Consider the following 26,822-nt stretch of genomic DNA (forward strand, 5'->3'; position numbering starts at 1 on the left):
GAGTATGTGAAAACTAAGATGCAGTAACCTCCTGCTTACAGGGAGAAGGGGCATATAAGGCAGTTGTCTGATCTAGTGCATCACAAATCTCACTTGTCCGTGCCGCCAAAATCGACAGCAGGGTGTCGCTTAAACCATGGGTGGGTTCGCAACTGCCTTGCAGAAAAATAGCCGGTTTGAACTCAGGCTTGGTATAGAGCTGATAGTGGCGGTTGACGGCAAAATCAGGCAGGTAGTCTGCAACAGGGGCCAGTAGCTGTTTATGGGTGTCGCGTACATAGCCGGTGGCTAACACCACTGCGTCGTAGCGGGTGGACTCTGTATGGCCGCTCTCCAAATCTCGCACAAGTAGCTCAACGCCTTCAGGGCCTGCTTCGCTGCCAATCACCTCATGGCGGCGGCGGAAGCGGTGTCGGGCCAGGCCGGTTACTTTTTGCTGATAGAACACATCGTAAATCTCCTGAATCAGCGCCAAGTCAGGGGCTGAGTAGTTGGTGCTTTTGTACTCCTGCAGCAGTGCTTCCCGCTGGCCGGTGGGGTTGTTGAACACGTAATCGGTGTATTCAGGGTTGAATATCTCGTTGACGAAGGGGCTATCGTCGGAGGGTTTAAAGGCCCATGCCCGGCTAATAAGATCCACCTGGATGCCTTCGCGGCCGTGCAGGTCAAGGAATATCTCAGCGGCGCTCTGGCCGGCACCGATCACGGCGATGCGTTTGGGGGCGTCTTGCTTCGCCAGCTCTCTCAGATAGTGGCTGGAGTGGAAGACCCGTGGGTCGTCTTTTAGCCCGGCGAAGCATTCAGGAACATTGGGCGCACCACCCACGCTAATTACCAATGAACGGGTGAGCCTTTCCTGCACCGCGCCACTCTCATCCCGTGAACGCACGCGGAGGTAGGCGACCTCGTCGTTATCAGTTTCGGGCAGCACTTCAAACACATCCTCTCCATAGGTGCACTGGTGTTCAAAGTGGCTGGCAGTCCAGCTTAGGTAGTCATTGAATTCGTGGCGGCTGGGGAAGAAGGTCTGCAGATTGATAAAGTCCTGCAAGCGACCTTTGCTGTGGAGGTAATTGAGGAAGCTGAAACGGCTTCCTGGGTTGCGCGGCGTGACCAGGTCTTTGAGGAAGGAGATCTGCATATGAGCATTTTCCAGCAGCATATGCGGGTGCCAGGCAAAGCAGGGCTGACGCTCAATAAACAAGGCATCCTTCGCTTGCCCTGCCTGGCGCTGTTCGTCGAGCGCAATGGCCAGGGCAATATTGGAGGGGCCGAAGCCGATGCCGATCAAGTCGTGAATATGCATAAGAGTCCTCGTGGCTGACGTATTTATGGGGTGAAGCGTGGGTCGGGTCGTGGCGCAGACCCAGGGTGCGGAGGCAGCGGAATCCAACTGCGCTCGTTAAAAAAGTGCTCGCGTAGCTGCATGCCGAGCATGGCCCGCTTATGGGGAAAATCGAACGCCTTCACATGGGCATAACCGCACTGTGCAAGGTTGCGCAGCATCTTGGCGTTATCCACGCGGGGCTCGATCACCAGGCGCTGGGTGCGGCAGTCGTCCAGGAACAGGTAGTGAGAGATGGAGGGCAGCCAAGCGGCGACATAAGGCCGCCCGCAAAAAGCGGCTTCGCCTATGAGTACGTGCCAGCCACGGTCAAATTCACCAACATCGTAATAAGCGCCAATGCGATCCTCCTTGGCCCAGTAGGTCTCGAAGTAGCCGAAGGGCTCGCCGTCGATACAACCAATCAGTGGTACAACGCTGGAATTTTGCAACGTGCGCTCCAGCCGTTCGCGGTGCTGTTGCAAATCACCCTGCTCTTCCCAGAAGTGGGCGACAACCGGGTCGTTCATCCAGCGGTTAAAGCGTTCAAGGTCAAGTTCCAGGTCAAGCACTCGGAAACTCAGGGTGGCATTCAGCCAGGCAATATGGCGCTGATAGACCGTGCCGCTGGGGCGCGGCGGGCGGCGTGGATGACGTTTTCCATTCTCCAAGATTGGCTGCTGCGGGTAGGGGGAGGTGGAAGGGGAGGTGAGCCAAAGCGTGGGCAACTGCCAAAACAGCTCCGCGTAGGCCCAGAGTTTGCCATGGGGATCTTTAACCGCGATTCCGTTGGCACACAGAGTGGAGTGTAAAACCGTGGGGAGCTGTAAAAGAAGGGCTACAGCATCTGGGTGAAAGGCGAAAGCCCCTTCGATAGCAGCCAGTAACGCGGGGAGAGGAGGTGCTGAACGCTGTGGCCACTGCAGCATCAAGGTGCTGTTATCGTCTACAACCAACCACTCAAGACGCTCTTGATGGCCTTCCACATAAAGTGTCTGCGTGGTTATCTCATAGGTAACTTGATAGGTGCACCCCTCTGGGCGTGAGAGCAGCGAGGCCACCGTGTGGCTTTCAGAGGGTATGTGTACCTGTGGTTGTGTCTGGACAGAACTGGACACTGCTAAGCTCCTATCAATAAGAACGAATCAAAGAAACGAATAAAAAAACAGCAAAAAAATCTCCTCATTGGAGGGCGGCGTTACTGACTTCCTTATCTAAGGACGAATGAGAATGAGGCTTGTTTACACAAATATTGGTTAACTTTTTGCGTGCGCGGTTCGTCATTAGAGATAGGTGTCGGTTTTCAATCGCTTTCCAATCGCTTTCCAACGAGGTGAATGTGCTTTCCTATCTGATTCGTCGAACCCGCGGGTTGATGACCGCTGCTGCGCTGGCCAGTATTCTCTCGGGGCTTTTCAGCGTGCTGCTGATTGCCCAGATCAATGTGGCGTTAACCAGCGATGCCGCCAGTCGCGCTAGTGCTGCCTGGGCCTTTGCGGGCATTGCCGTGACGCTAATGCTCTGTCGGATGGTGTCGACGGCGCTGTTTGAGCGGTTGGGGCAGCGTGCTCTGGCCGAGTTACGCAGTTTTGTCGCCCAGTGTGTGGCTGAGACCCCCTTTGCTCACTTCGAGCGTGTGGGCAGTGCGCGGATCCAGTCGGCGCTCACCGAGCACAGCAACAATGTGGCGGTACTGTTTGTTAGCTTGCCGGTGATCTTGACTAATACGGTTATTGTGGTGGGGTGCTTGGGCTACCTGGCGATGCTCTCATGGCAGGTGTTCCTGTTTGCTTTAGGGGTGATTGGGCTGGGTGCTGTCGGCTACCACTTGGTGCACTTACGCGCTATTCATTACCTCCAGGATGCCTCGTCAGAGCAGGATCGCTTGTTTGGGCATTTCCGCGCGTTGACCGATGGGGCAAAAGAGCTGCGCCTGCACCAGCGCAAGAGCCGGGTCTTTATGGATCAGATACTCGGGGAGTCGGTTGAAGGCGTGCGGCGGCTGCGTACCTATGGCATGTCGCTGTTCGTGATCTCGACCAGTTGGGGACAGTTCCTGATGTACGCCTTTATTGGCTTGGTGCTGTTTGTATTGGCAGGCGATGGGCCTAATCAAACCCAGGTAATGACCGGTTTTGCCCTGGTGTTTGTGTTTATGGTGACGCCCTTGGAAGGGTTGCTGATCAATATTCCGCGGATCAATATGGCGCGGGTAGCCGCTAGCCGAATTGACGACATTACCCGCGAGATGCCTCATGGGCAGGAGCGGCAGGCGTCACCTCAGATGCCTGATTTTCAACGTCTTGAATTGCGCGACGTCACCCATCAGTACTACCACGAGCAGAGCGATGACTTCTTTGAGCTGGGGCCGATTAATCTGAGCTTTACGCCGGGGGAAGTGGTGTTTCTGGTGGGGGGCAACGGTAGCGGCAAAACCACGCTGGCCAAAGTGGTGGTGGGGCTTTACCCACCGGAGGGTGGCGAGGTGTTGCTCAATGGCGAACCTGTCGAGGCGGATGGCTGGGATGCTTACCGGCAGCTCTTTTCGGTGGTGTTCTCGGACTTCCATCTGTTCGAGCGCCTGTTGGAAGCGCCGCGGGAAGATCTCGACGAAGAGGGCAACCGTCTGCTGGCCAAGTTGCATTTGCAGCACAAGGTGCGCGTTGAGAACGGTGCGTTCACTACCCAGGCACTCTCCCAGGGGCAGCGTAAGCGCTTGGCGCTGGTAGTGGCCTACCTGGAAGATCGCCCGTTTTTGGTGTTTGACGAGTGGGCGGCGGATCAGGATCCGTTATTCAAAGAGGTGTTTTACTGCGAGGTGTTGCCCGAGCTAAAACGCATGGGCAAAGCAGTGCTGGTGATTACCCACGATGACCGCTACTTCCACCTCGCGGATCGATTGGTGCGGCTGGAGAGCGGGAAGCTGCTAGCGCCAGAGCAGTCGGCTGGCGCTGAGGTGGAGGTGGCACCCTCAGTGGCCACTTGACACCATACGCGCTAATACCTTGTCCTTGAACCAGAACCTGTGAATCAGCGCCATCGCGATATGGCCGATGACTAATCCACACAGCAGCCACGAGAGTGGGCCGTGAAGAAGATCGGCGGGGGCGATCATCCAGGTGATGTCGCGCTCGGCTTCGGGCAGTAGCTCCATGCCATAAAAGCGCAGCGCCCCGCCACGGCCGTATTGGCGCAAAATGGCGAAAGCAGGCAGCCACAGCAGGAGCGCATAAAAAGTGATATGTACAAGGCGTGCTATGCGGCCATCCCATCCGAGCGGCTGCGGAGGGCGTTGCTTGCGGTTGACCCATGCCCAACTAAGGCGCGCCAGCGTCACGATCAGAATCAGAAACCCTAACGAGCCATGAGGCCCAATACTCGCCAAAAACAGCGTGATAGCGTTTTCGCCCATTCCCCGCCAAGCCAGCAACACAGTAAATTGCAGTGTGACCAGCGCGGCGGTCAGCCAGTGCAGCGTACGACTTATGCGCCCGTAGTGGCGGGGGCTGTCTCGCCAGCCGATAGGTGTTTGAGCAGGTGTGCTGGTGTGATCACTGTTTAATGCCGTGCTGTTTGCCATGTCTTTAACCATTGGCCTTGCCCTGGCGCCAGTAGCCCATGCTGGTGACGTACTGTTTGGGTAGCCCGCACTCGTTAACCAGGTAGCGGCGCAACTTCATGGCGACCTTGGTTTCAGCAGCTATCCAAGCGTAGAAGGGCGCGCTGTCATTCAGGGTGGCGGGTTCCCAGAGTGGGCCGTCCTCATCGTCGCTTGCGTCGTTGCTAGTGGCTGCCGTAGGCACGCCGCCTAGCGCTTGAATTTCCTTATGCAAATCAATATCGCGCACTGCTCTCATCAGCAGCTCACCGTGTTGGCAGCCGGGTTCAGCGTCGCGGGCCAGCCAGTGCAGCTTAGCGGCTTGGGGCAGCGGCTGAACGTCGTCACTGCGTGGCACTTCGAACAGCGCTTCGACCCTGGGTTTGAGCGGCAGGTCATCAAGAGTTTCAAGAATGCCTGCGGCGGCGGGGAGGGCGGTTTCATCGGCGATGATCAGAATACGGCGCACGTCTTGGGGGGGCTTCCACTCGTAACCCAGCTTTGGGCCTTCTGCATTGGCGTCGGGGGCTGTCATGGCCAGGCGGTCGCCGGGGCGGGCGTGCATTGCCCAGCGCGAGGCGGGGCCATTGTCGCCGTGGAGCACAAATTCAACGTCTACTTCGGCCTTCTCCGGCCGCAGAGCGCGAATGGTATAGGTGCGCGCAGAGGGCCGCTGGGCATCTGGTAGAGCGCGATAGGCGCCGTACCAGTCGTGCTCTTCCAGCTTGGCGATCTCAAACAGCGGGTCGAGGCTGCCACCGCCTTCGGGAAAGAACAGTTTGACGCGCTGATCCGGGGCGTAGGTCGCCATGTGGCCAACGTCTGGGCCGGTAAAGGTGAACCTGACGAGGGAGGCGCTGACCTGGGTGCGCCGGGCGAGGGTGATATCGAAAAGCTGGTAGCTCGGTTTGGCTGCCATAAGGAGGCTCCGTTACTTGTGCATCAATTAATGAGTCAATTGTAGTGCTAATTATTATCATTTAGAATCGTTGTCAATAATTTAACTATTAACCTCCAGAACGATTAAGGCTTAGACAATGACGCTGCTGCCTATTACGCCCCGCGTGGCGAGCTGTTCGGTGATCACAGAAGGGTGTCCGCTATGCTAGGTGCCGCGCAAGTTGCCCAACGAGTGGGAGGCATGTCGCCCGCGAAAGCCTGTCTGATGCTTAGCCTGCCGATGGCGGTGCTATTCTGGATTGGCCTGGAGGGCCAGGGCGGTTTTGCGCTGGGCTTGCAGGCGTTAGTGGCGCCTTCCTTTGAGAATGTTGACGAGCTGCTGCTCTACTACGCCTGGTGGCCGCGCCTCTCGATCGCACTGCTCGCCGGGGGCGGTTTGGGGCTGGCGGGTGTGCTCATGCAGCAGGTGCTGCGCAACCCATTGGCGTCGCCCACCACTCTGGGGGTGGCGTCGGGCGCTAATTTGGCGCTGATGACCGCCACTTTGCTGGCGCCAGGGCTGCTTGTGGTTGGGCGCGAATGGGTGGCCTTGTTGGGCGGCGCGCTGGCGGTGGGGCTGGTTTTCCTGCTCTCCTGGCGGCGCGGTTTGGCCCCTATTGTGGTAGTGCTGTCGGGTCTGGTGGTCAATTTGTATTTGGGGGCGCTCTCCACTGCGTTGTTGCTGTTTAACCACGAAGCGCTCTCCGGGTTGCTAATTTGGGGCGCGGGCTCGCTGGCGCAAAATGGCTGGGACGGCGTGGCTATTCTCTGGCCACGGCTGGCGATTAGCTGTGTCGCCGCTTGGTTTTTGCTGCGCCCCTTGGCGGTGCTGGAACTTGACGACGCCAGCGCGAAGAGCCTGGGAGTCTCGCTTACCTATCTGCGCTTTGCAGGAATGGGGCTGGCCGTATTTATTACCGGCAGCATCGTCAGCGTGGTGGGCATCATCGGCTTTATCGGTCTGGCCGCGCCCAATATTGTGCGTATGGCCGGGGCGCGCCGGTTGGGCCCACGGCTAATCTGGTCGACGCTATTAGGGGCCGTGCTGCTGGCCACCACGGATCTGTTGCTGCAGCAGTTTGGTGGCATGGTGGCAGCCTTTATTCCTACCGGGGCGATTACCGGTGCCCTGGGGGCACCGCTGTTAATGTGGCTGATCCCACGCCTGAAACTGCAGGGCGACCAGCCGCCGAAAGGGACGGGTGTTTTCGCCCGCCGTCACCCAGCGCCTTCATGTTTAGCCACTGGCTTAATCCTTGCGTTACTGGGGGCAACGGTTCTCGGCTTGCTGTTTGGCCAAGGCGTAGATGGCTGGTACTGGCTGGCGCCCAATAACTGGAATGTCATGCAGTGGCGCATGCCCCGGGTGATGGCGGCAGCCGCCAGCGGGTTGATGCTGGCGATTGCCGGGACGATTCTTCAGCGCCTTTCTGCCAACCCCATGGCCAGCCCCGAAGTACTGGGTATCAGCGGTGGCTGTGCCATTGCGCTGATTCTGGGGATTTTCCTGCTGCCCGCCCCCACCAATATGATGCTGATTGGCGTGGGTACCCTGGGGGCTTTCGCGACACTGCTGGTGTTGGTGGGTATCAACCGCAAGAGCGGTTATCTTCCCGAGCGCTTGCTGCTCACCGGGGTGGCGGTCAGTGCGCTGTTTGATGCAGTGCGCAGCGTAATGCTGGCGGGCGGCGACCCTCGTGGCCAGCAGGTGATCGCTTGGCTCGCGGGCTCTACCTATTACGTGGATGTCACCAATGCGGTGGTGGTTGGTGGCATTGCCGCTGTATTGGCGCTGGTCACGCTGCCCTTCACCCGCTGGCTGGATATCTTGCCCTTAGGCGCGCCGACGGCTAAGGCGCTTGGGGTAACCCTCAACCGTGCCCGCTTGGCGTTGCTGTTACTGGTAGCACTGCTCACCGCCTGCGCCACCCTCGTGGTGGGGCCGCTTTCGTTTATTGGCCTGCTGGCGCCACATATGGCGCGCTTGGTTGGCTTCTCCCGGGCGGGTCAGCATCTGCTGGGGGCTGCATTGATCGGCATGCTGCTGATGGTGCTGGCGGATTGGGTCGGCCGTCAGATTATCTTCCCCTATGAGATACCCGCGGGCTTGGTCGCTTCACTGATTGGTGGTGCCTACTTTATGTGGGGTCTGCGGCGGCTATGAGCCATGTGGCGATCAAGCCGAGTGAGCTTTGGGCTGTGGCGGATCCTGCGGAGGTGTTGTTGGCACTTTACCGCCAGCCGCCGCTGGATAACGCCAAGGCCCCCTGTTTTGGTCAGCCTGATGAGCCGACATTGGCGGCTACTGAACTGCTGGATCATGAAGTGCTCTTCGCCCAGCTATCGCGTTACCGCCTGTACCACGGTGACGATGCTGATTTTCTGGCTGCTGCTTCGATATGGTCGAAATTTCATTTCAGCAGTGTCTCTATTCCAACGCTGGTGGCGAACCTGCTATTGGGTTACGACCTGCCGGTCGGCGGGGATGAGCTGCGACTGGCGTTTGGCGACCATGGTCAGACTGCTCGTATCTGGTTGCCGCATGGTGGCGTCCCTCTGGCCTCAAAAACGCTTCAGGCACGTTTCAGTAGCCTATTCGATGACCACTGCGCGCCACTGATCGAGGCGCTTGCTGTGGTCTCCGGACTTTCTGCCAAGGTGTTTTGGAGCAATCTTGGTCACTACGTGGAGTTCGTGGGAAAGACCTGTTCGCGGCACCCGGAATTCAGCGGTGCGGGAGAACCGCTACTGGATTATCTCGCCACCAAGACGCTGCCCGATGGGCGCCGTAATCCACTCTATCAGCCAGTGCGTTACCTGGAACTGGGCGGTGAAACACCTGCTCGTGTACGGCGGCTATGCTGTATCAAATACCGATTACCCGGCGAGCCGCTTTGCGGTGGCTGCCCGCTAAAACCCGAAAATAAGCCGGCCAAGAAACGCCGTTAGGTTAGCACGGCACGCTGCAGCGCTTCCTTTAGCGTTCAACTCTTGCAAGGAGCCAAAGTTAATGGAACTGTTCAGAATCGTATGGCGTGATTATCGTTGGCCGTTTGTGGCCGTGGTACTGCTTAGCCTGACAAGCGCTGGCTTGGGCATCAGTGTTATCGCCTTTATCAATCAACGGCTGCTGGGCACCTTCACCGACCCCTGGCGCATCCTGCCTGAATTTCTGGGGCTAATAGCGCTGCTACTGGTCATTACCCTGACATCACAGTTGGCGCTGACCACGTTGGGCCACCATTTCGTCTACCGGCTGCGGGGGCAGTTGATCAAGCGAATTCTGGATACCAATATTGAACGCGCTGAGCAGATTGGCAGTGCGCGTCTGCTGGCGAGCCTCTCCACCGACGTGAGTTCAGTGACCGTTGCGTTTATACGCTTGCCGGAACTGGTGCAGGGTGGGGTGCTGACGGTAGGCGCTACCCTTTACCTGGCGTGGCTTTCTCCTGCCATGCTGGGCGTCACCGCGCTTTGGGTGATCGTGACTATTTTAATTGGTATACGCTTGGTGGCCCGGGTCTATGGGCATATGGCCAAGCTGCGTGAAATACAGGATCGTCTCTACGCGGATTACCAGTCGGTGATCGAGGGGCGCAAAGAGCTGGCGCTCAACCGTGACCGCGCCGAATGGCTGTATCGCGATGTCTATACGCCTAACGCACAGGATTGCCGTCGCCATTTTATTCTTGGCGATACCTACCATCTCAGCGCGGTGAACTGGTTCAACATCATGATGCTGGGTGCCATCGGCGTCGCGTTCTTTTTGGCCAACGGCCTGGGTTGGGCATCGGTGCAGGTAGCCACTACTTTTTCACTCACGCTGCTGTTTCTGCGTGCGCCGCTTATGCAGGCCATTGGCGCCTTTCCGACCTTGATTAACGCCCGAGTGGCGTTTGAAAAAATCAGCAGTTTAGACCTGGCCGAGCACCGCGAGGCGTTCGGTCACTCTGCGCTGCGCCACGACTGGCAAGTGCTTGCCCTGGAGCAAGTCAGCTATCGCTACCCGGATGAGGAATCCCGGCCGGGCTTTGCTATCGGCCCTATCGATCTGACTTTAAAGCGCGGCGAGGTGGTGTTTCTGATCGGCGGTAACGGCAGTGGCAAATCCACCTTGGCGAGGCTGCTGACCGGGCTCTACCAGCCCCAAAGCGGCTGCGTTCGAGTCGATGGCAGGCCGCTGCAGGAAGAAGACTGGACACGCTATCGCCAGCACTTTTCGGCGATTTATACCGACCTGCATCTCTTTGACCGTTTAATGGGCCCTGCGGGCGAGTCACCCGACCCGGCGCTGATGGAGGAGTGGCTTGCCGCGCTGGGCATGCGCAGTAAGCTCGACTTCGACGGCGATCGCATCACCAACGTCAACCTCTCCCAGGGCCAGCGCAAACGCCTGGCGATGTTGCTGGCGGTGGCCGAGCAGCGCGACCTATTGCTGCTTGACGAGTGGGCCGCCGACCAAGACCCGCAGTTCCGCCGGGTCTTTTACCGCGAGCTGTTGCCTCAGCTTAGGGCGCTGGGCAAGACGCTGGTAGTGATCAGCCACGACGACCACTACTTCGACCAAGCCGACCGGCTGCTGGAAATGCGCCAGGGGCAGTTGGTTGAACTCACCGGCGAACAGCGGGAAGCCGCCAGCCGCGATGCGGTGGCAAGGGTGAATGGGTAGTCATTGATGTGAGTCGCTTGGAATGATTAGTTATGGCGAGTGATATCGCTTGTCTAAGCCATGCCCTGGTGATGGCGGAGTGTCCCGTTTTCCAGTTAGAGAAAGGCCCCGTTGCCAGCACTTGCACCGCCAGCAGCCTTGACGCTTTTACCACAGGGACATATATTTCAACATATACTTGCTGGTAAAAGGTGTGTCATGGGCCAAGTTACGATTTATATCGATGATGATACCGAGAAGAAAATGGCGGCGGCGGCCAAGTCGATGAATGTCTCCAAGAGCAAATGGATTACTAATCTGATCAAAGATGAGGTTGCCAATGAGTGGCCACAGGCGGTGGTCGAACTGGCTGGGGCTTGGGATGAGTTTCCGTCCCTGGAGGAGATTCGGGCAGGAGCCGGCACCGATCATCAGCGGGAACCACTTTGATGTATGTGCTTGACACCAATACGCTCATCTACTTTTTCAAAGGCATGGGCAGTGTCGCCGATAACCTCTTGTCAAAAAAGCCTGGCGATGTTGGCATACCTGCGATTGTGTTGTACGAGCTGGAGCTGGGTATTGCAAAATCGGCTGCTCCCCAAAAGAGAATGATGCAGCTCGACAAACTGATCGACACTGTACAGATTCTTGAGTTTTCCACACCCGAAGCCAAAGCCTCAGCGCAAATTCGCGCAACCCTGGAAAAGCAGGGAACCCCTATCGGCCCCTACGATACGCTGATCGCCGGTACCGCGCTCGCCAACCAAGGTACATTAGTCACCCACAATACTGGGGAATTTAAACGCATTAAAAAGCTAGCGGTTGAAGATTGGTACTAGCTGGTTGCGCGGTATCGCTTAGCTAAGCTGCGCCCTGGTTATGGCGAAGCTGAAATAGGTCATAATTGGTTTGCATGGATAGCCAGAATTCGGCGCTTCCGGCATGCAATTTTTCTAGAGCCAATGCCATTTCAGGTGTGACGGAGGCGCTGCCGTTAATTACCCGGTTCAGGGTGTTACGGTGGCAGCCGAGTTGTTCAGCGACCGATGCCACGCTGCCAATCTTGTGGCCGTCTTCATCCTCAATCAGACGTTGCCGGATAATGCGACCCGGATGTGAGGGGTTATACATCGCCATTGTTTCTTCTCCCATCAGTGATAATCGTCATAGTTCAGCAGGTAAACATTACCGTCTCGGAACTCGAAGAACAGTCGCCAGTTACCCGACACCTTGATGGCATACTGGCCGTCCAGTTTTCCAGTTAGAGGGTGAAGATCCCAGTTGCCAGCCGCTATATCGTCGAGACTCGTGGCTGCGTCCAGTACGGTCAGACGATCACGGAGACGGTCAACATGATCGGCACGGACGCCCTTGGTGCTTCCTTTCTCGAAAAACAGCTTTAGTCCCTTATGTTTGATGCTTTTAATCATCCATCGTACCGGCTTATGCCTAACTGGCTTTTATCTATTGTAGTGTGTCGCGCGACAGTGTGCAATTATGCCGAGACTCGCTCGGACAGCTGCACCACCATTCGCAATACTTGTTATCAACTTTTGCGCTGCTTAATGGCTTTAGGGGCGTAACCGAAGAAGCGTGTGAAGGCTAAGCTGAAGTTGCTGGGGTGCCGGTAGCCTGTGGCATAGGCCGCCTGAGCGACCTGTTGACCGCTCTCCAGCAGCGTATGGGCGTGGTGCATGCGCTGTTGATGAAGAAAGTGTTGAGGCGTCGTGCCAAACATGCGGCGAAATCCCTGTTTAAGCTTCTGCTCTCCTAGTCCCACCCGTACGCCTAGATAGGCCAGGGTCAAGGGGCGATCCAGTTCGCTGAGAAGGATCTCACGGGCCTGGACGATGCGCTCGGCGTCTGCGCTGGCGATGTTCCGTGTAGGGCTGGGATCCGGCAGCAGCGTCTCGAGTTGTTCCCCCAATAAGCTCAAGGCGTGAATGTGTTGCTGGAGCCGAGCGCTGCCTGTTTGGAGGCTTACCTGGAGCGCCTGCAAATGTGCATGGCTGGCCGGCGACGTAGGCTGAAAAGCCAGCGGTCGAATACCCCCAGAGGCGGGGAGTGCTGATTGATATCGCTCGCCCAGGTAGCGCGCTAGCCAGCCGGTGCTGGCGACAAGGCGTAACTGAAGCACTGTTTCCCCTTCCGGTATATGGCGTTCCCCCTGGCTGTGGTCAAAGGTGGTTACGGTGGTGTGACCGTGGCCGAAATCGATGCGCGGCCCCCAGCGCTCTCGGTAATCAGAGCGGCCTTGTAGACCAAAGGTCACAATCACGCCTGCACCCGTATGGGGTGTGCGGCTCTCTTCGACGAGCGCTTGTTTAGCACGGTAGCGGGTTAACACTACCGAGAGGCCATCATCCAGCACGCAGCATTGAGAACCTTGCAGAGAGTCGCCAATGGGAGGTGATGCATCGCTACGCATAAGAAGTGAATCGGTTTGCATATGAATGAGTATGATAATTGATATCGTTTATAGCTAGCCTACTCCCTTGAAGGTTCCCGCGCTAGTCGGGGAGCCAGAAACAGCGCTAAGGGGGTGGGCGATGCAGAGCAAGGGGTTGAAAAGAAATGCAGTGGTGGTGCTTCTGCTGGGGGGATGCAGCGTGGGCAGCATCGCTCAAGGGGAAGCACTTCCCGTGGTGAAGGTAACGGCTAACAAGGTCGCGCAGACTGAGCAAGAGGTGCCGGCGAGCCTGGTGGTTATCTCCGGCGAGACGCTGGCGGATGCCGGTGCTTCCAATATTGGCGACTTGGCGCGCTACGCGCCTGGGTTGAGTTTTCAGCCCTTTGGCCAGTCGGGTACCGCCCTGCCGGTAATGCGTGGGCTGACCTCAGGTGCCACCGCTTTCTCCTCATCAGTACTCATGCTGGTGGATGGGGTGCCCGTCGTGGCTGGCCAAGGGTTTGATCACAACCTGCAGGGCGTGGAACGGGTTGAGGTGCTGCGCGGGCCCCAGTCGACGCTGTATGGCCGCAATGCCGAGGCCGGCGTGGTCAGCCTGCATACCCGACAGCCGGATGAAGGCCCCTATGCCGAACTGGAGGCTACGCTGGGCAGCCGTGATCTGAACGCGCTACGCCTCGATGCCGCTCAGGCACTCGTACCCGAGCAGCTCTATTTTGGGGTCAGCGGGGAGTGGCGCCAGCAGGCTGGCTTCGTGGATAACCTGGCGCGTGCGGGGGAGGTAGATGACCGCCAGCGCAAGAGCGGGCGGCTACGTCTATTCTGGATGCCGTCAGCGGATACGGACGTTACCTTGCGTTATGGGCAGTTACACTACCGCGACGGTGCGGCTCCCTGGGGGCCTGTCGGGTCAAACGGTCACGATACGCGTCGCATTGACTCCCCTCATCCCGGTAGTAACCGCTCAAGCGGACGGGATATTTCCCTGGATGCGCGCCATGCCTTAGCGCCTGATTTGACCCTGCGATCCATCACAGCGCGGCGCGAGATCCGTGATCGCGTCACTCAGGATACCGATTTAACGCCAGCTCAGCGCTTTGCCGTCGGGCGCGACCAGCGTTTGACCACCTTGTCTCAGGAACTTCGCTTGGAGCGTCAGGGCGATGAAGGGCGGAGCAGTTGGGTGCTAGGCCTGTACGGCGACCGTGATGATCATCAACTGCAGTTCGAGCAACGTAACCCGATGAGCACCCAGCGCAATGAGGCGACGCTGGAGGCTGAGAACCTCGCGCTGTTCGGGCAGTGGACGTTGCCGCTGGGCAAGCGCTGGCGCCTGACACCAGGTCTGCGCTTAGAGCAGAGCCGGGTGGCGTTGACGCCCCAGGGAGCCGGGCAGCGCAGTGAGCGCTGGAGGGATGTTACCTCGCAGTTGGCCCTGCAGTACCGCTTGGGTGACGACGACTGGTTGTATGCCCGCTATGCCGAAGGATTTCGCGCCGGTGGCTTCAACGCCTTCTCTGCTCAGAGTGACTATCCCGGCTACGAACCTGAGCAAGTGGCTTCCTACGAGCTGGGTATCAAGGGGACAGCGTTTTCGCAACGGCTCCGCTATGGGTTAGCCAGTTACTGGATGATCATTGACGACATGCAAGTCCAGCAAGTTATTCAGCCCGGTAGTGTGCAGATCACCAATGCTGCCGCGGCGCGTTCCCAGGGCGTAGAACTGGATATTGACTACCTGCTGGGCGGACATTGGACGCTCCAGGCGGGCCTGGCTCTTAATCGTACCCGATTTCGCGAGTTCAACGATCTTAGCGGTGACCACGCCGGTCACCACAACCCTTTTGCGCCCGATATCAGCGGTCGGTTGGGGCTGCGCTACGACTCACCCCAGGGCTGGTATGCCCAGGCCAACCTGAGTGGCATGAGTAAGACCTACCTGGATGCGGCCAACCGCTTTAGCCGCCCCGGTCATGCCCTGCTGGATCTGGCCGGCGGCTATCAACAGGGGCCATGGCAACTGGGGGTCTATGTGAACAACGCCACTGACCGACAGTACGATGCAGTGGGCTTGCTCAACGGCACGATACGGGAGTACAGCCCGCCCCGTGAGGTTGGCTTGCGTGTGGGGGTGTCGTTATGAACCGGCCCGTGGAGGCGCTTCCCCATGCGCTGCAACCCTATTGGGATCTATCGCTGGCTGCTGTACAGGCCGAGGCTCTACAGCTTGCCTTAGCAGAGGATCTATTTGAAACGCTGGCGTCACCCTGCACCCCCGAGGCCCTGGCGCAAATGCACGCATGGCAGCCTGAAGCCACGCGCCACTGGTTGACGCTGTTATGGAGCATGCAACTGCTCGACCGAAGCCGCGATGCGGCGGTTGAGTGGCACTACACCAGCAGCGGGGTGGCGCGGCGCTATCTGGCGTCTTCCTCAGCGTTAGACTGTGGTGATGCCTGGCGCTTTCGACTTGCTTCACTGCGCGATTTCGGTGCCGGGCTAGCCGATGGCTTGCGCGGGAAAAACCGGCCAGCACCGCTGGCCAACGGTGAGCGCTGGGCCGTGGCAGCGCGCGGCCATCTGGCACGCGAGCAGGCGGCGGTAACGGCGCCTGCCGCCTGTGAACTGGTGGCACAACGGAGGGCGACTGAATCAGCCTGGCGGCTGCTGGATCTAGGCGGTGGCCCAGGGCTGGTCGCTGTTGCCCTGGCGAAGGCGTTCCCACATATGTACGGCGTGGTCTTTGAACTACCCGAAGCCGCCGATGTGGCGGCGCAACATATTACCGAAGCCGGCCTGGCCTCGCGCCTTGAAGTGCGGGGCGGCGATTTGGTGAAGGATGACATCGGTACCGGGTACGACCTGATCTGGTGCTCTTCGGTACTGCATTTTGTGCCCGAGCTTTCGGCCTGCCTGACCAAACTGCATGCCGCACTAAAGCCCGGCGGCGAGTTGATCTGCGTGCACGCTGAAATTCCCGCAGAACCCGAGGCGGCCCGCCGCATGCTGTCCTATTACCTGCCGCTGCTGTGGCAGGGGCGCCGGGTGACTCAGGCCGGTGATCTGCGTCAGGCACTGCTGGCGCAGGGTTTCGAGGTGTGTGAGGCGCAGCCGATTGCGCTTCCCATGGCGCCTGCCACGGCTCTGGTGGCGCGTAGGAGGGCGAAATGATGCGCTCTCTGACCGCCCGGCAACTGGCATTCGGCTGGCTCCACTTCGCCCTGGCGCTGCCCAGTATCTATCTGCTGTTGGGAATGCCGCTGGTGCTGCGTGAGCAGGGCTGGAGCGGTACCCAGATTGGCCTACTGCAACTGGCGGGCCTGCCTGCGGTGCTCAAACTGGTAATGGCGGTTCCTGTGGAGCGCTGTCGCCTCGCTGGCGGAGGCTATCGCGCCTGGGCTGGTCTGCTCGGATTTTTGTTGGGCTTGGCGTTGCTAGGGTTAGCGTACGACTTCCCACTGGCGCAGCCGCCGCGTTTCTATGCCTGGGTGCTGCTGATCAGTTGGTTGGCGACTTGGGCTGATGTGCCCGTGAACGCGCTGGCGATTCGCTGCCTGCCCGCCGAAGAGCGACTACGCGCCGGAGGAATTCGTTCGGCGGCGCTGTTTCTGGCCGCGGTGGTGGGCGGTGGCCTGTTGCTGGTCGTGCACGAGCGTGCAGGGGGAGCCGTGCCCTTCGTACTGATGGCGTTGCTATTGGCCGTGGGAGGACTCCTATTACGCTGGATATCGGTACCGGCAGAGGCTGGCAGGCAACGGTATGTCTCGGCAGCGGAAGCGGTTCAACCTGTGAGCCATAAGGGGGCAATGGGCTTTGTCCGTCAGCCAGCCGCAGGTCTTTGGGTAGCCCTGCTGATGCTACTCTTTCCCTTCGTTGGCGCCGGTTGGGTCTATCTAAAACCGCTGTTGCTCGACCTGGGGATGCCAGCGGAGCAAGTCGCCTGGTGGGTGGGGGTTGGTGGTGGCATAGCGGGCGCCCTGGCTAGCCTGGCGGGGCAACGCTTGGCACGAAGTGTTGGGCTTGGCCGTGCCTTACCGCTGTTAGCCGCTTTGGCAACGCTGGCCCTGGCGACTCTGGGGGGAGTGGGTTACATGGCTGCGGGGTATGGCCTGTGGCTGGTGGGCGCAGGACTGTTGGCCTGTGCCATGGGAGCGCTATCGGGCGTCATGTTCGGCCTGATGATGCACTTCGCCCGGTCTGGGTATCAGGCGCTGGATTACGGTCTACAGGCCAGTCTGTTCACCCTGTCGCGTTTGGCTGTGCCTGTGCTCGCCGGTATTTTGCTAGACCGGCTGGGCTACCCGGCTATGTTTACGGTGCTGGCGCTAGGCATGGCGGCGGTGACGGTGATGGCGTTGTTGGGGGGTAGTATTTTGCAGGGTGCCATATCAAAAAGTGGAGAGGTTCGTTGAGCACTGTGCATTGACACTGTCTGTGAATTGAAAAAGAATAAGAATCATTTTCGTAGAAGTGAGGCACTTTTTATATGGCGGCGGCACCCCGATCAGCCGAGCCTGCGGCTTACCATACCGGCTGTCGAGACTCCCTTGGTCAGTTGTATCACCATCATCAGCCTTGGTTGCAGCAATTGCTCAGCCACCGGTTGGGATGCAGTGAATCGGCGGCGGATCTGGCGCAGGATGCGTTTGTGCGCTTGCTGAAAACGCCCCGCCACCTGGATAGTTTCGACGGTGCCAGGGCCTATCTCAGCCGTATGGCCAAAGGGCTGTGCGTGGATCATTGGCGCCGCCAGGATATCGAGCGCGCCTGGCAGCAAGCCCTGGCGGCCAGCGCCGAGGCGCATTTGCCCTCTGTCGAACACCAGCAGATCGTCATCGAGACGCTGTGCGAAATCGACCGCATGCTGGCGCGGTTGCCCGAGAAAGTCGCTAGCGCCTTTCTGGCCTCCCAACTGCATGGCAAACCCTATCGGCAGATTGCTGAGGAACTGGGAGTTTCCGAACGCATGGTCAAAAAATATATGGCCCAGGCCATGCTGCAGTGCGCATTGATCGAAGCAGGCTTCGAGGCGAGCCTCTAAATGGTTTCTGCGGCTAGCGCTGATGAAGCAGCCAAACGTCGTGCGTTGGCGGAGGCCGCCGAGTGGTTTGCCGAGTGGCAAGCGGGGGAGCTGTCGGCAACGGAGCGTCAACGCTGGCAGGCATGGCGGGATGCCAACGACATCCATCGTTGGGCTTGGCAACAGGTGGAGGGCGTAAGCCGACGTTTTACCGCCAACCTGGATGAAACTGAGCGCCACGCTGCCAACCAGGTCATCAGCTCGGCGCGGCATCGACGGCGGGGGCGGTGGCATCTGCTGAGTGGGCTCTCTAGCCTGGCAATCGTGGCGGTGCTGGTAGGGCTTTCCTGGCAGTGGACACCATTGCCCCAGTGGGTGGCCTACTGGGGCGCCGACTACCGCTCCGCCACCGGCGAAATCTCCCGCATCGAATTGGAGGATGGCACCCAGGTATGGCTAAGCAGCGCCTCGGCGTTGGACGTCGACTACGACCAGGAGCGGCGCCGGCTGCAACTGGTGGCGGGTGAAGTGCTGATTAAGACCGGCAAAGACCCCGAACGCCCCTTTTACCTGGATACCCGAAGTGCCCGACTGACCCCCTTGGGCACCCGCTTCAGCGTGCGCCAACGCCAGGCCGACGAACTGCTGGCGGTGTTCGAAGGCGCGGTGGCTATTCAGACCCTTGGTGATGCCAACCATGCAGGCCAACGCCTGGTAGTCGACGCCGGGCAGCAGGCCAGCTACGCCGCTGACGGCATTGGCGAACTCAGCCACGCCGACGGCAGTCGGGCCGCCTGGGCCAACGGTGTTTTGCTGGCAGAAAATATGTCGTTAAAAACCTTTGCCGCAGAGCTGAGCCAGCATCACCACGGCCGCTTAGAGGTCGACCCGGCGGTGGCGGATCTCACGCTACTTGGCGCTTTCCCGCTCAATGATCTAGAGCGCACCCTTAACATGGTCGAGACCACGCTGCCGGTGAAGGTGCGCCGGGTAATGCCCTGGTGGATCAAAATCGAGGCAGGCAAAGCAAGCTCCAGCGAGGAATAAAAAAGAGCAAATATTGGTTTTTCTGGTTCCCTTTTTTCGCGCTGGTTCGATTCCCCTTTATAAGCACTTAAAACGTATCTGCAAGGGGAACCGATATGCTCCACCAGCGCACTGCACTTCAACCGCTTACTGCCAAGCACCAACCGACGCTTAACCGCCGCGCCTTGGCGCTGGCGGTTCATCTCGCCGCCGCCGGACTATTGGCCGTACCGCTGCTATCGCAGCCCGCCATGGCCCAGTCCACCCAGCAGCAAGCACGCCACTATGACATTGCCAGCGGCCCGGTAAGCAGCGTCATCAACCGCTTCGCCGCTGAAGCGGGAGTTTTTATCAGCGGTGCTGGTGAGCTCGGAGAAGGGCGTCAAAGCCCCGGCTTGCAAGGTCAGTATCGCGTTGATGAAGGGCTTGAGCGACTGCTGAACGGCACCAGCCTTAGGGCCGTAAAGCAGGGGGATGGTACTTATCGGTTGGAAGAGCGGCCAGATGGTGTGGCGCTGTCGACGGTTGAGGTGACAGGAGCGCGTCTGCCCTACGGCATGACCGAGAACAGTAATTCCTATACGAGTGCAAGCGCGACTATCGGGTTGTTTTCGCAGTCAGTTAAGGAAACGCCGCAGTCCGTCAGCGTCGTGACGCGGGAACGCCTGGATGATCAAGGGACTACCTCACTGGCCGAGGCCATGCGTAACGTTACGGGCGTCACTGTGAATGAATACGGGGGGAACCAGTACACAATCAAGGCTCGTGGCTATAATATCGATTCTTTTCTCATAGATGGCAGTCCAGTCCAGGATGTGGGCAGCGCCTGGGAAAGCGCTGGAGTATTCGATACGGCTTTGCTTGATCGTATTGAAGTGTTGCGCGGCCCTGCGGGAATTCTCCATGGATCCGGTGAACCCAGCGGCACCATCAACCTGGTACGTAAACGCGCGCTAGCTGAAAGCCAAGCCTCTGTTTCCCTTTCTGCCGGTACAAATAATGCTTATCGGGGTGCTGTCGATGTTACCGGCTCGCTTGATAACAAGGGACGAGTGCGGGGACGCTTCGTCGGTGTCTACGATGACAGAGACTCTTTTATTGATCACGTTTACTCAGATAACCAAATCGGCTACGGCACGCTTGAGTTTGACTTATCCCCCGAAACGACACTCTCAATGGGTGTTACTGTACAAGATGAAGAGTTTCGTCCTCATTCTGGATTACCGGCATACAGTGATGGCACTCTGCCCAACGTAGACCGCTCGACCTATCTTGGATCCGACTGGGATAAGCAGACAGGAGATGCGCAACGCTATTTTATAGAACTTGAGCATCGCCTAGCTAACGGTGGCGAAATAACCTTTAAAGCTAATCGCCTGAACCGTGATGCAAATCTAAGAAAAAGTAGTGAAGGAGTTCTCACTGCTGATAAAGGTACAGGTGATTTTGGAATTCGTCAGATCGCGTGGGGTCTAGAGAAGCAAGACGATTATATAGAGACACAGGTTAGCTCTCCTTTTCAATTGGCTGGGGCGAGCCATGAAGCTGTCTTTGGTGCCAGCTATCAAAACAGTGAAGTAAGCAATGAGTGGGTCTACGGTGCTCCTCAATACCTTCCCCAGAATCTTTACGACCCAATCCATAACCGCACAGAACCAGATTTTGACGGCACCCCAGGGAGAACAGAACTTAATATCGAACAACATGCTTCCTACGGCCAGCTTCGATTCAATATTTTAGATGATTTTACACTTGCGCTTGGTGGCCGTATCAATTGGTGGGAAACCAATAACTTTCTTGGTGGTGAAACGTCCGGGGATGATGGCACCGAATTTATCCCCTATGCAGGATTGATCTATCGCCTCAACGAAGAGCTCAACTTATATACAAGCTATACTGGTATTTTTGCGCCGCAAACAGCTGTGGGAACTGATGGCGACCCTATTAAGCCAAGAGAGGGTGAGCAATACGAGGCCGGTATTAAGGGTTCACACTCTGAGGGTAACTTGAACTGGCACGCTGCTGTTTTCCGTATTGAAGACACTAACCGCGCCTATACAGATCCAAATAACCCAGGCTTTTCAATTCCCATCGGCGAGGCCAAGAGCGAAGGTTTCGAGCTCGAAGTCAGCGGCCAACTGCTACCCCGCTGGGATATCAGTGCAGGTTATGCCTATACCCAAACTGAGTTCGTAAGAGATGCTAGTTCAGAAGGGCTCACACTCTCGCCTGACACACCTGAGCATAATTTCAACCTATGGTCACGTTATCGATTTAGCGACGCGCCTGATCAAGGCTGGCGTATTGGCGCTGGCGTAAATACTGTCAGCAGTATTTACGCTGAAAGTGGTGATACACGTATTGAACAGGGGGGGTATACCACTGTTTCTGCCATGCTCGGCTATCGCGTCAATGAGAATTTGGATGTTTCATTGAATGGCAATAACCTAACAGACAAAGAGTATTACTCTACCGTTAGGGGGACTACAAAGCATAATTATTACGGCGCACCTCGAAACTTCATGATGACAGTGGAGTATGATTTCTAAAAAATCATCTTGATATGATTGATATTCAGCCCTGTATCAACAGGGCTGAATACTATTTTCATCAAAAATTAAAGTCTATAGACAGCCAATAAAGACATGGCATTTCTATAAAAGCATCAGACCACCGTTTCAGAAGGGGCCTGAAGTGAACCCATTCAGCTTCATCACCAGGAACTGGCGCTTGACCGCTTATGTCATATGCTTTTCGTTAATAGCCAACTCATCAATGGCAGCTAAAGCGGCCTCACCCATCTCAGTATTTGATTGGTCGATTGCAGAAACAGTTCTCTCGCTTGAACCTGATTCTGCATCACTGGGTAATATTACTGCTTTCCACACATGGACTGGAGGTGAATATAAAGATGCTAATATCACCGATATTGGGACACAGACTTTCCCAAATATGGAACTTCTCAATCACCTTTCACCTGAGAGAATACTTCTTTCGCCTAGTCAGACTCGCCTAGGCCAAAGGCTAAATGGCATTGCACCTATCACTATTCTCGAATCCTACCCTTATGTTAGTGACAGAAGTGACGGTTTTTGGGAAACCCTTGAGGATTTTACCCTTGAAGTTGGTACGTCAGTCAATCAAAGAGCAAACGCCGAACAGCTAGTGTCAGACACGCAATCTCATCTCGACACCTTGAAAAGCAACATAGGCCTTCAGCCCCCACTACTTATTGTCCAACTAGTCACTGAGCAATATGCCCGCGTGTATGGCAGCAACAGTATGTTTCAGGGTGTGCTTCATCAATTGGATTTAAGCAATGCATGGACAGAAAAAACCAATCAGTGGGGGTATTCTATGGTAAGCATCAGGGAGCTTTTTAATGTGGAAGAAGCGAGACTGGTTGTCCTCGAAAGTGCATTCCCAATAGGTATAGAAAACAATATCGAAACTAGTGGTATGTGGCGTTACCTTCCCAGTGTGCAGCGAGGCGATTATGTCGTTTTACCATCTACTTTTTGGATAGCCGGCGTTCACCCCTCCGCCCTTCGCTTCGCCAAGGCTCTTGTCGAAGCACTGAACTCGCCCGAGAACTACTAACATCACCTGCTTCTTAAGTAATTCGATACCACTAATTCGTTTGTAATGATAAGTATTATCACTTATTGTTTGCGTCTGGTTTTGCCTCCTTTTTTGAGGGGCAATGGGCACGGGCAATCAATGGCAACGGGCGATGGTATCGATAAAGCAACAGGGCGGAAACGAGGTTCCTTTCGACGCCCTCTATCACAATCATCATAGCTGGCTGCGGCGCTGGTTAAGCGCCAAGCTGGGCTGCTCCGATACCGCTGCTGATCTCGCGCACGATGCCTACCTGCGCATACTGGCGCGGGGCACTACGCCAGTGCCGGAACAGTCACGCCGTTTCTTGACACAGATCGCCAAAGGGCTGGTCGTCGACCATTACCGCCGTCGTCGAATCGAAACTGCCTATTTGGAAACTCTTAGCCTGCTTCCAGAGACAATCGCGCTTTCTCCGGAGGAGCGAGCACTCACTATCGAAGCGCTGGTCGAGATCGATGCGCTGCTCCATGAGCTTCCCGACAAACCTCGCAGAGCTTTTCTTATGTGTCGCCTGGACGGCCAGAGTTATCAAGACATCGCCGAGACGCTGAGTGTCTCTGTCTCTTCGGTAGAGAAATATATCGCCCGGGCGCTGCTGGCCTGCCACCGCGCGATAAGCGAATCTCAACCTTAAGTGAATGCTATGAGCCGCACGTCCGCCGACACCTCTCAAGAGACCATCGATCCTGCCGTGCTTGAACAGGCCAGCCTGTGGATGGCGCGACTATGGAGCGACGACATCAGCGAGGCCCAGCGCGAAGCTTGCCTGGCCTGGCGACAAGCGTCGCCGGAACATGAGCGAGCCTGGCAGCAACTACAGGCCATCGATGGTCGGCTCGCTGCGTTGCCGAGCCATGCTTCTCGTAGCGAACTGTTTTCGTCTACCCAGGAGGTCTCCCGGCGGAGCTTGCTGCAGTGGGGCGGCTTGGTCGTGCTGCTAGGCGGGCTGGGGTTTGGGCTTCCGCGCACGCCCCAGTGGCAGCGCCAGTTCGCCGACTACGCCACCGGTATTGGTGAGAGCCGCGAACTCACGCTGAGCGATGGCACCCATCTGGTGCTGGATACCGATACCGCCATCGACATAAGGTTCGATGCCCACCAAAGGCGACTCCATCTACTGCGTGGCGGAGTGCTGATCACCACGGCAAAAACACCGGATGCCCGGGCGTTCAGCGTTATGACCCAGGAGGGACTTTCTTATCCGCTGGGAACCCGCTTCAGCGTGCAGCAGCATACTGACAGCACCCAAGTGGCCGTTTACGAAGGGCAGGTGGCCCTGGAGCGGCGTGGAAGTGATGAACGGACGACGCTGGATGCTGGCCAGCAGGCTGATATGAGCGCCGATGGGGTAACGCCACCTGAGCTCCTGGAACCCGCTGGTTTAGCTCGCTTTCAGGGGAGACTGGTGGCCGAAAGTATGCGAGTTAGTGAGGTGGTCGAGATATTGGCCCGCTATCGCCATGGCGTGGTGCGCTGCGCACCAGAGGTGGCCGATCGGCGAGTGAGCGGTGTGTTCTCGTTGCAAGATACCGATCGCGCTCTGGCCAGCCTTGCCGATGCACTGTCATTAAAGGTGGTCTACCGTACGCCATTTTGGGTCACGGTCATGCCGCGCAGCGACGGCGAAAGCTAAGAAGAAAAATGTCAGAAAATGTTGAGGGATTCTCGTTCTCGTTCGGAATAGTAGATGTAGACATAAGAAATGCATCACTCAACGGGGATCTTCATGACGACGCAGCAAGCGCACTCACGCTTTATTCGAACGCCTTTGGCCCGCGCCATTCCACGAGCCATTCAATACGGCCTGCTCGCCAGTTGCTTGGTGGCCCTGCCCGCAACGGCGCTTGCCCAGCAAGCAGCAGGGCAGAGTGCCGCGGCTCAGCAACGCTATTCCATTGAAGCAGGACAGCTCGATACGGCTTTAAACCGTTTCGCGGTCAGTGCAGGCATCGAAATTGCCTTCGATGCCACCTTGACCGCTGGCAAGCAGACCGCCGGGTTGCAGGGCAGCTATGGAGTAGACGAAGGTTTGGAGCGCTTGTTGGCAGGCACCGGCCTTGCGGCCGTGCGCAGTGCTGAGGGTAGCTATCGGCTGGAGATCCTGAATGAGCGTGCTGCTCAGAACTTAGAAACCGTTTCGGTCTACGGCACCCTACCTGCACGTTATGAAGGCCGTTACGCTGACTCCTCGCTGCGTATTCCCAAAGATATTATTGATGTTCCTCGATCCATCGACGTCATTCCTGAGCAGTTCTTGCTCGATCAGCAGGCTCGAGAAATGGCCGATGCCTTTCGCCTATCACCCAATGTGGTTGTGGCTGATGGCTATGGTGGCACCCGCGAGCACTCATTGATTCGCGGCTTCAACCGCAACGATAACTTCTATCGTAATGGCGTTCCTTTTAGCCATGAAAGCCGTATTGATCCAGCCACTATTGATAATATTCAGCTAATCAAAGGGCCCGTGGCCGATATCGGCCGGATGTCGCCAGGTGGCATCGTTAATATAGAAACCAAGCAGCCACAGTTTCAACGCGAACATTCTATTTCGACAACCTTCGATGAGCATGGGCAACGACGTGGAACCCTCGACCTCACGGGCCCCGTCGGTGAGAGCCAAAACTTGGCCTATCGGATCACGGGCTCGCTTGAGGACAGCGAGACATTTCGTGATACCAACGTTGACCGGCAGTTTTTGTCTTCTGCGCTACTCTGGCAAGGTGATTCCGGTGCAAGCGTAGGCTTCAATCATGAGTATTCTAAAGATCGCCGAGAAATAGATAGAGGATTAATTACGGTACCAGTGGGGGATTTGCGACGCCGACTAGCGGATGTTCCTTTTGATACTCGCTTCGATGGAAATATTCCCAACGAGCGCAACAGCGAATACCACCTTGCTGAGCTTGACGTTGTCATTCCGTTGGCAGATTCAGCCTGGGAAATCGATAATAAGCTCTTTTATTCTAGAGAAAGGGGAGAGGATCTTCGTGCGGAAGTCATTTCTGTTGGAGCGGATGTTAGCAGCGAGCTTGCTGAAGATACGCTAATCCGACGTGTCGGTGCCAACCAGAACAGTGTACGCACATACAAATTTGCCCGCTCACAGCTGATTGGTGAAATCGATACGGTGATACCTATACGTGTGGCAACGGGGGTTGAGTATCGAGAGTTTAGCCATGAATGGCATAATTTAAGCGGCAATCCTCAAATCGGGGGCACTGTCTCATCGCCTAATTCTTTTTCGCTTATTAATGATCTTGACTCACCCAGAAGCGACCAACTTTACGACGTTAGCCAAAAATCACATGGCGTATTTTCGTCTACCGAGTTTTCGCTTACAGAAACAGTAACGCTTGACCTTGGACTTAGATATGAAGTATCCGAGAATAACTATCATAACGACAACTATTTAACTGGCTCTTCAACCGATATTGACTCAGGTAGCAGCAGTAAGCTCACAAAAGGTCTCGGGCTAATTTGGGAAACCATGCCGGGGTTGAATCTATATCTCAGCTATGCAGACACCTTCGAGCCTCAAAATATATATGTAGGAAATCAAGAAGTCTTTGAGCAGGATCCTCGTGAGGGACAACAGGTAGAGGCGGGAATGAAATGGAGTTCTGCCGATAACCGCTACTTTATTACTGGCGCGGTTTTTGATCTTCGCGAAGACAACGTCGTCGAAACCATCAACGGAGAACCTGTGCCAACCGGTGGCATCACTTCTAAAGGCGTAGAGGTCTCCATAGCCGCTAACCCTGTCGATGGCTTCAATCTGCGTGGCGCTATTGGGTTGCTTGATGCTGAGATAGTTAGCGATAACGAAGCAACGAACGGCAATCAACCGCGTAACGTACCTGACACGACTGCCAGCCTTTGGGCAAGCTACGAATTCCAGAACCCTGAAAGCGCTCTTCGGGGGCTAGGTATCGGCAGTGGCATTACCTATGCTAGCAACCGCTATGGTGATAATGGCCACGTTAATAATCTTGGCGAGACTCTTCATGGCTTTGAGCTTGGTGACTATACCGTTGTTGATGCCGGCCTCTGGTACTACCTCCCTGTCGGTAATGGCAATCGCCTACGTTTTGACTTGGGTATCAAGAACGTTACCGATGAAGAGTATATTGTTGCCTCGGGGGGCAATACTCGGATAAGCGTGGGTGACCCGAGAACATTCTATAGCGGTGTCCGCTTCGAGTTCTGATTGAACTTGCTATGTTCAAAACA

23 protein-coding genes are annotated in these 26,822 nt (G+C 56.8%); 16 read left to right on the forward strand and 7 right to left on the reverse strand.

All coding sequences use genetic code 11. From position 1 onward, the window contains the following. Positions 1–13: 13 nt before the first annotated feature. The gene (locus tag E0L35_RS04440; protein WP_138799738.1) at positions 14–1,306 is read right to left on the reverse strand and encodes a lysine N(6)-hydroxylase/L-ornithine N(5)-oxygenase family protein; all 1,293 of its coding nucleotides are present in this window, start codon (positions 1,304–1,306) and stop codon (positions 14–16) included. A gap of 23 nt (positions 1,307–1,329) precedes the next feature. Then, positions 1,330–2,442, reverse strand: a complete 1,113-nt coding sequence (locus E0L35_RS04445) for a GNAT family N-acetyltransferase (RefSeq protein WP_249362084.1) — start codon at positions 2,440–2,442, stop codon at positions 1,330–1,332. Between the two features lie 221 nt (positions 2,443–2,663). Between E0L35_RS04445 and E0L35_RS04450 the strand changes: the two genes are divergently transcribed. Next, positions 2,664–4,310 carry a cyclic peptide export ABC transporter gene (locus E0L35_RS04450; RefSeq protein WP_171051114.1) on the forward strand — a complete coding sequence of 549 codons (1,647 nt, stop codon included), beginning with the start codon at positions 2,664–2,666 and terminating at the stop codon, positions 4,308–4,310. Here E0L35_RS04450 and E0L35_RS04455 read toward each other — a convergent pair. Then, positions 4,296–4,904: a cytochrome b gene (locus tag E0L35_RS04455; RefSeq protein WP_249362085.1), complete on the reverse strand. Its 609-nt coding sequence runs from the start codon at positions 4,902–4,904 to the stop codon at positions 4,296–4,298. The genes E0L35_RS04450 and E0L35_RS04455 overlap by 15 nt on opposite strands. A 4-nt stretch (positions 4,905–4,908) precedes the next feature. Then, positions 4,909–5,841 carry a siderophore-interacting protein gene (locus E0L35_RS04460; RefSeq protein ID WP_138799740.1) on the reverse strand — a complete coding sequence of 311 codons (933 nt, stop codon included), beginning with the start codon at positions 5,839–5,841 and terminating at the stop codon, positions 4,909–4,911. 183 nt (positions 5,842–6,024) lie between these two features. Here E0L35_RS04460 and fhuB point away from each other — a divergent pair, with 183 nt between their 5' ends. From fhuB to E0L35_RS04485, 5 genes are all read left to right on the forward strand, one after another. Continuing rightward, the gene (gene fhuB, locus E0L35_RS04465; protein ID WP_138799741.1) at positions 6,025–8,025 is read left to right on the forward strand and encodes a Fe(3+)-hydroxamate ABC transporter permease FhuB; all 2,001 of its coding nucleotides are present in this window, start codon (positions 6,025–6,027) and stop codon (positions 8,023–8,025) included. Beyond that, a complete protein-coding gene (gene fhuF / locus E0L35_RS04470) occupies positions 8,022–8,810 on the forward strand; it encodes a siderophore-iron reductase FhuF (RefSeq protein ID WP_138799742.1) in 789 nt (262 codons plus the stop codon). The genes fhuB and fhuF overlap by 4 nt, the downstream gene beginning before the upstream one ends. 61 nt (positions 8,811–8,871) lie before the next feature. Next, complete coding sequence (locus tag E0L35_RS04475; protein WP_138799743.1) at positions 8,872–10,530, forward strand: multidrug ABC transporter permease/ATP-binding protein; 1,659 nt, start codon at positions 8,872–8,874, stop codon at positions 10,528–10,530. A gap of 198 nt (positions 10,531–10,728) precedes the next feature. Continuing rightward, entirely contained in the window at positions 10,729–10,959 is a 231-nt protein-coding gene (locus E0L35_RS04480) for a CopG family transcriptional regulator (protein ID WP_138799744.1), read from the forward strand. After that, the gene (locus tag E0L35_RS04485; protein WP_201304187.1) at positions 10,959–11,351 is read left to right on the forward strand and encodes a type II toxin-antitoxin system VapC family toxin; all 393 of its coding nucleotides are present in this window, start codon (positions 10,959–10,961) and stop codon (positions 11,349–11,351) included. Before E0L35_RS04480 ends, E0L35_RS04485 begins: the two co-directional genes overlap by 1 nt. A gap of 22 nt (positions 11,352–11,373) precedes the next feature. Here the strand turns inward: E0L35_RS04485 and E0L35_RS04490 are convergent, their stop codons facing one another. The 3 genes from E0L35_RS04490 to E0L35_RS04500 form a co-directional block, all read right to left on the reverse strand. Next, the gene (locus E0L35_RS04490) at positions 11,374–11,664 is read right to left on the reverse strand and encodes a HigA family addiction module antitoxin (RefSeq protein WP_201764715.1); all 291 of its coding nucleotides are present in this window, start codon (positions 11,662–11,664) and stop codon (positions 11,374–11,376) included. Continuing rightward, the gene (locus E0L35_RS04495; protein ID WP_138799746.1) at positions 11,664–11,942 is read right to left on the reverse strand and encodes a type II toxin-antitoxin system RelE/ParE family toxin; all 279 of its coding nucleotides are present in this window, start codon (positions 11,940–11,942) and stop codon (positions 11,664–11,666) included. The genes E0L35_RS04490 and E0L35_RS04495 overlap by 1 nt, the downstream gene beginning before the upstream one ends. A 116-nt stretch (positions 11,943–12,058) precedes the next feature. Beyond that, on the reverse strand, positions 12,059–12,940 hold the full coding sequence (locus E0L35_RS04500; RefSeq protein WP_171051115.1) for an AraC family transcriptional regulator: 882 nt from the start codon (positions 12,938–12,940) through the stop codon (positions 12,059–12,061). Between the two features lie 121 nt (positions 12,941–13,061). Between E0L35_RS04500 and E0L35_RS04505 the strand changes: the two genes are divergently transcribed. From E0L35_RS04505 to E0L35_RS04550, 10 genes are all read left to right on the forward strand, one after another. Then, the gene (locus E0L35_RS04505) at positions 13,062–15,065 is read left to right on the forward strand and encodes a TonB-dependent receptor (RefSeq protein WP_138799748.1); all 2,004 of its coding nucleotides are present in this window, start codon (positions 13,062–13,064) and stop codon (positions 15,063–15,065) included. After that, positions 15,062–16,093, forward strand: a complete 1,032-nt coding sequence (locus E0L35_RS04510) for a methyltransferase (protein ID WP_138799749.1) — start codon at positions 15,062–15,064, stop codon at positions 16,091–16,093. The genes E0L35_RS04505 and E0L35_RS04510 overlap by 4 nt, the downstream gene beginning before the upstream one ends. Continuing rightward, positions 16,090–17,334: an MFS transporter gene (locus tag E0L35_RS04515; RefSeq protein ID WP_138799750.1), complete on the forward strand. Its 1,245-nt coding sequence runs from the start codon at positions 16,090–16,092 to the stop codon at positions 17,332–17,334. The genes E0L35_RS04510 and E0L35_RS04515 overlap by 4 nt, the downstream gene beginning before the upstream one ends. A gap of 74 nt (positions 17,335–17,408) precedes the next feature. After that, positions 17,409–17,963, forward strand: a complete 555-nt coding sequence (locus E0L35_RS04520; RefSeq protein ID WP_022521810.1) for a sigma-70 family RNA polymerase sigma factor — start codon at positions 17,409–17,411, stop codon at positions 17,961–17,963. Beyond that, entirely contained in the window at positions 17,964–18,989 is a 1,026-nt protein-coding gene (locus tag E0L35_RS04525; RefSeq protein ID WP_022521809.1) for a FecR domain-containing protein, read from the forward strand. 95 nt (positions 18,990–19,084) lie between these two features. Continuing rightward, positions 19,085–21,517, forward strand: coding sequence for a TonB-dependent receptor (locus E0L35_RS04530; RefSeq protein ID WP_138799751.1), 2,433 nt, complete (start codon positions 19,085–19,087; stop codon positions 21,515–21,517). A gap of 181 nt (positions 21,518–21,698) precedes the next feature. Beyond that, positions 21,699–22,568 carry an ABC transporter substrate-binding protein gene (locus E0L35_RS04535; protein ID WP_022521806.1) on the forward strand — a complete coding sequence of 290 codons (870 nt, stop codon included), beginning with the start codon at positions 21,699–21,701 and terminating at the stop codon, positions 22,566–22,568. Positions 22,569–22,671: 103 nt separating this feature from the next. After that, positions 22,672–23,226 (forward strand): sigma-70 family RNA polymerase sigma factor, encoded by a 555-nt coding sequence (locus E0L35_RS04540; RefSeq protein WP_249362086.1) that lies wholly within the window; start codon positions 22,672–22,674, stop codon positions 23,224–23,226. Positions 23,227–23,235: 9 nt separating this feature from the next. Beyond that, a complete protein-coding gene (locus tag E0L35_RS04545) occupies positions 23,236–24,225 on the forward strand; it encodes a FecR family protein (protein ID WP_249362087.1) in 990 nt (329 codons plus the stop codon). A 93-nt stretch (positions 24,226–24,318) separates the two neighbouring features. Beyond that, positions 24,319–26,799, forward strand: a complete 2,481-nt coding sequence (locus E0L35_RS04550) for a TonB-dependent receptor (protein ID WP_138799754.1) — start codon at positions 24,319–24,321, stop codon at positions 26,797–26,799. Positions 26,800–26,822: the final 23 nt, after the last annotated feature.

The organism is Halomonas sp. ATBC28 (assembly GCF_005937175.1).
Taxonomy (GTDB): Bacteria; Pseudomonadota; Gammaproteobacteria; order Pseudomonadales; family Halomonadaceae; genus Vreelandella; species Vreelandella titanicae.

What these genes read in the sequence shown, in the direction of transcription:
- E0L35_RS04440 (WP_138799738.1), bottom strand. Translation starts at nt 1,306, where the DNA reads ATGCATATTCACGACTTGATCGGCATCGGCTTCGGCCCCTCCAATATT.
- E0L35_RS04455 (WP_249362085.1), bottom strand. Translation starts at nt 4,904, where the DNA reads ATGGCAAACAGCACGGCATTAAACAGTGATCACACCAGCACACCTGCT.
- E0L35_RS04460 (WP_138799740.1), bottom strand. Translation starts at nt 5,841, where the DNA reads ATGGCAGCCAAACCGAGCTACCAGCTTTTCGATATCACCCTCGCCCGG.
- fhuB (WP_138799741.1), top strand. Translation starts at nt 6,025, where the DNA reads ATGCTAGGTGCCGCGCAAGTTGCCCAACGAGTGGGAGGCATGTCGCCC.
- fhuF (WP_138799742.1), top strand. Translation starts at nt 8,022, where the DNA reads ATGAGCCATGTGGCGATCAAGCCGAGTGAGCTTTGGGCTGTGGCGGAT.
- E0L35_RS04475 (WP_138799743.1), top strand. Translation starts at nt 8,872, where the DNA reads ATGGAACTGTTCAGAATCGTATGGCGTGATTATCGTTGGCCGTTTGTG.
- E0L35_RS04480 (WP_138799744.1), top strand. Translation starts at nt 10,729, where the DNA reads ATGGGCCAAGTTACGATTTATATCGATGATGATACCGAGAAGAAAATG.
- E0L35_RS04485 (WP_201304187.1), top strand. Translation starts at nt 10,959, where the DNA reads ATGTATGTGCTTGACACCAATACGCTCATCTACTTTTTCAAAGGCATG.
- E0L35_RS04490 (WP_201764715.1), bottom strand. Translation starts at nt 11,664, where the DNA reads ATGGGAGAAGAAACAATGGCGATGTATAACCCCTCACATCCGGGTCGC.
- E0L35_RS04495 (WP_138799746.1), bottom strand. Translation starts at nt 11,942, where the DNA reads ATGATTAAAAGCATCAAACATAAGGGACTAAAGCTGTTTTTCGAGAAA.
- E0L35_RS04500 (WP_171051115.1), bottom strand. Translation starts at nt 12,940, where the DNA reads ATGCGTAGCGATGCATCACCTCCCATTGGCGACTCTCTGCAAGGTTCT.
- E0L35_RS04505 (WP_138799748.1), top strand. Translation starts at nt 13,062, where the DNA reads ATGCAGAGCAAGGGGTTGAAAAGAAATGCAGTGGTGGTGCTTCTGCTG.
- E0L35_RS04510 (WP_138799749.1), top strand. Translation starts at nt 15,062, where the DNA reads ATGAACCGGCCCGTGGAGGCGCTTCCCCATGCGCTGCAACCCTATTGG.
- E0L35_RS04515 (WP_138799750.1), top strand. Translation starts at nt 16,090, where the DNA reads ATGATGCGCTCTCTGACCGCCCGGCAACTGGCATTCGGCTGGCTCCAC.
- E0L35_RS04520 (WP_022521810.1), top strand. Translation starts at nt 17,409, where the DNA reads ATGGCGGCGGCACCCCGATCAGCCGAGCCTGCGGCTTACCATACCGGC.
- E0L35_RS04525 (WP_022521809.1), top strand. Translation starts at nt 17,964, where the DNA reads ATGGTTTCTGCGGCTAGCGCTGATGAAGCAGCCAAACGTCGTGCGTTG.
- E0L35_RS04530 (WP_138799751.1), top strand. Translation starts at nt 19,085, where the DNA reads ATGCTCCACCAGCGCACTGCACTTCAACCGCTTACTGCCAAGCACCAA.
- E0L35_RS04540 (WP_249362086.1), top strand. Translation starts at nt 22,672, where the DNA reads ATGGGCACGGGCAATCAATGGCAACGGGCGATGGTATCGATAAAGCAA.
- E0L35_RS04545 (WP_249362087.1), top strand. Translation starts at nt 23,236, where the DNA reads ATGAGCCGCACGTCCGCCGACACCTCTCAAGAGACCATCGATCCTGCC.
- E0L35_RS04550 (WP_138799754.1), top strand. Translation starts at nt 24,319, where the DNA reads ATGACGACGCAGCAAGCGCACTCACGCTTTATTCGAACGCCTTTGGCC.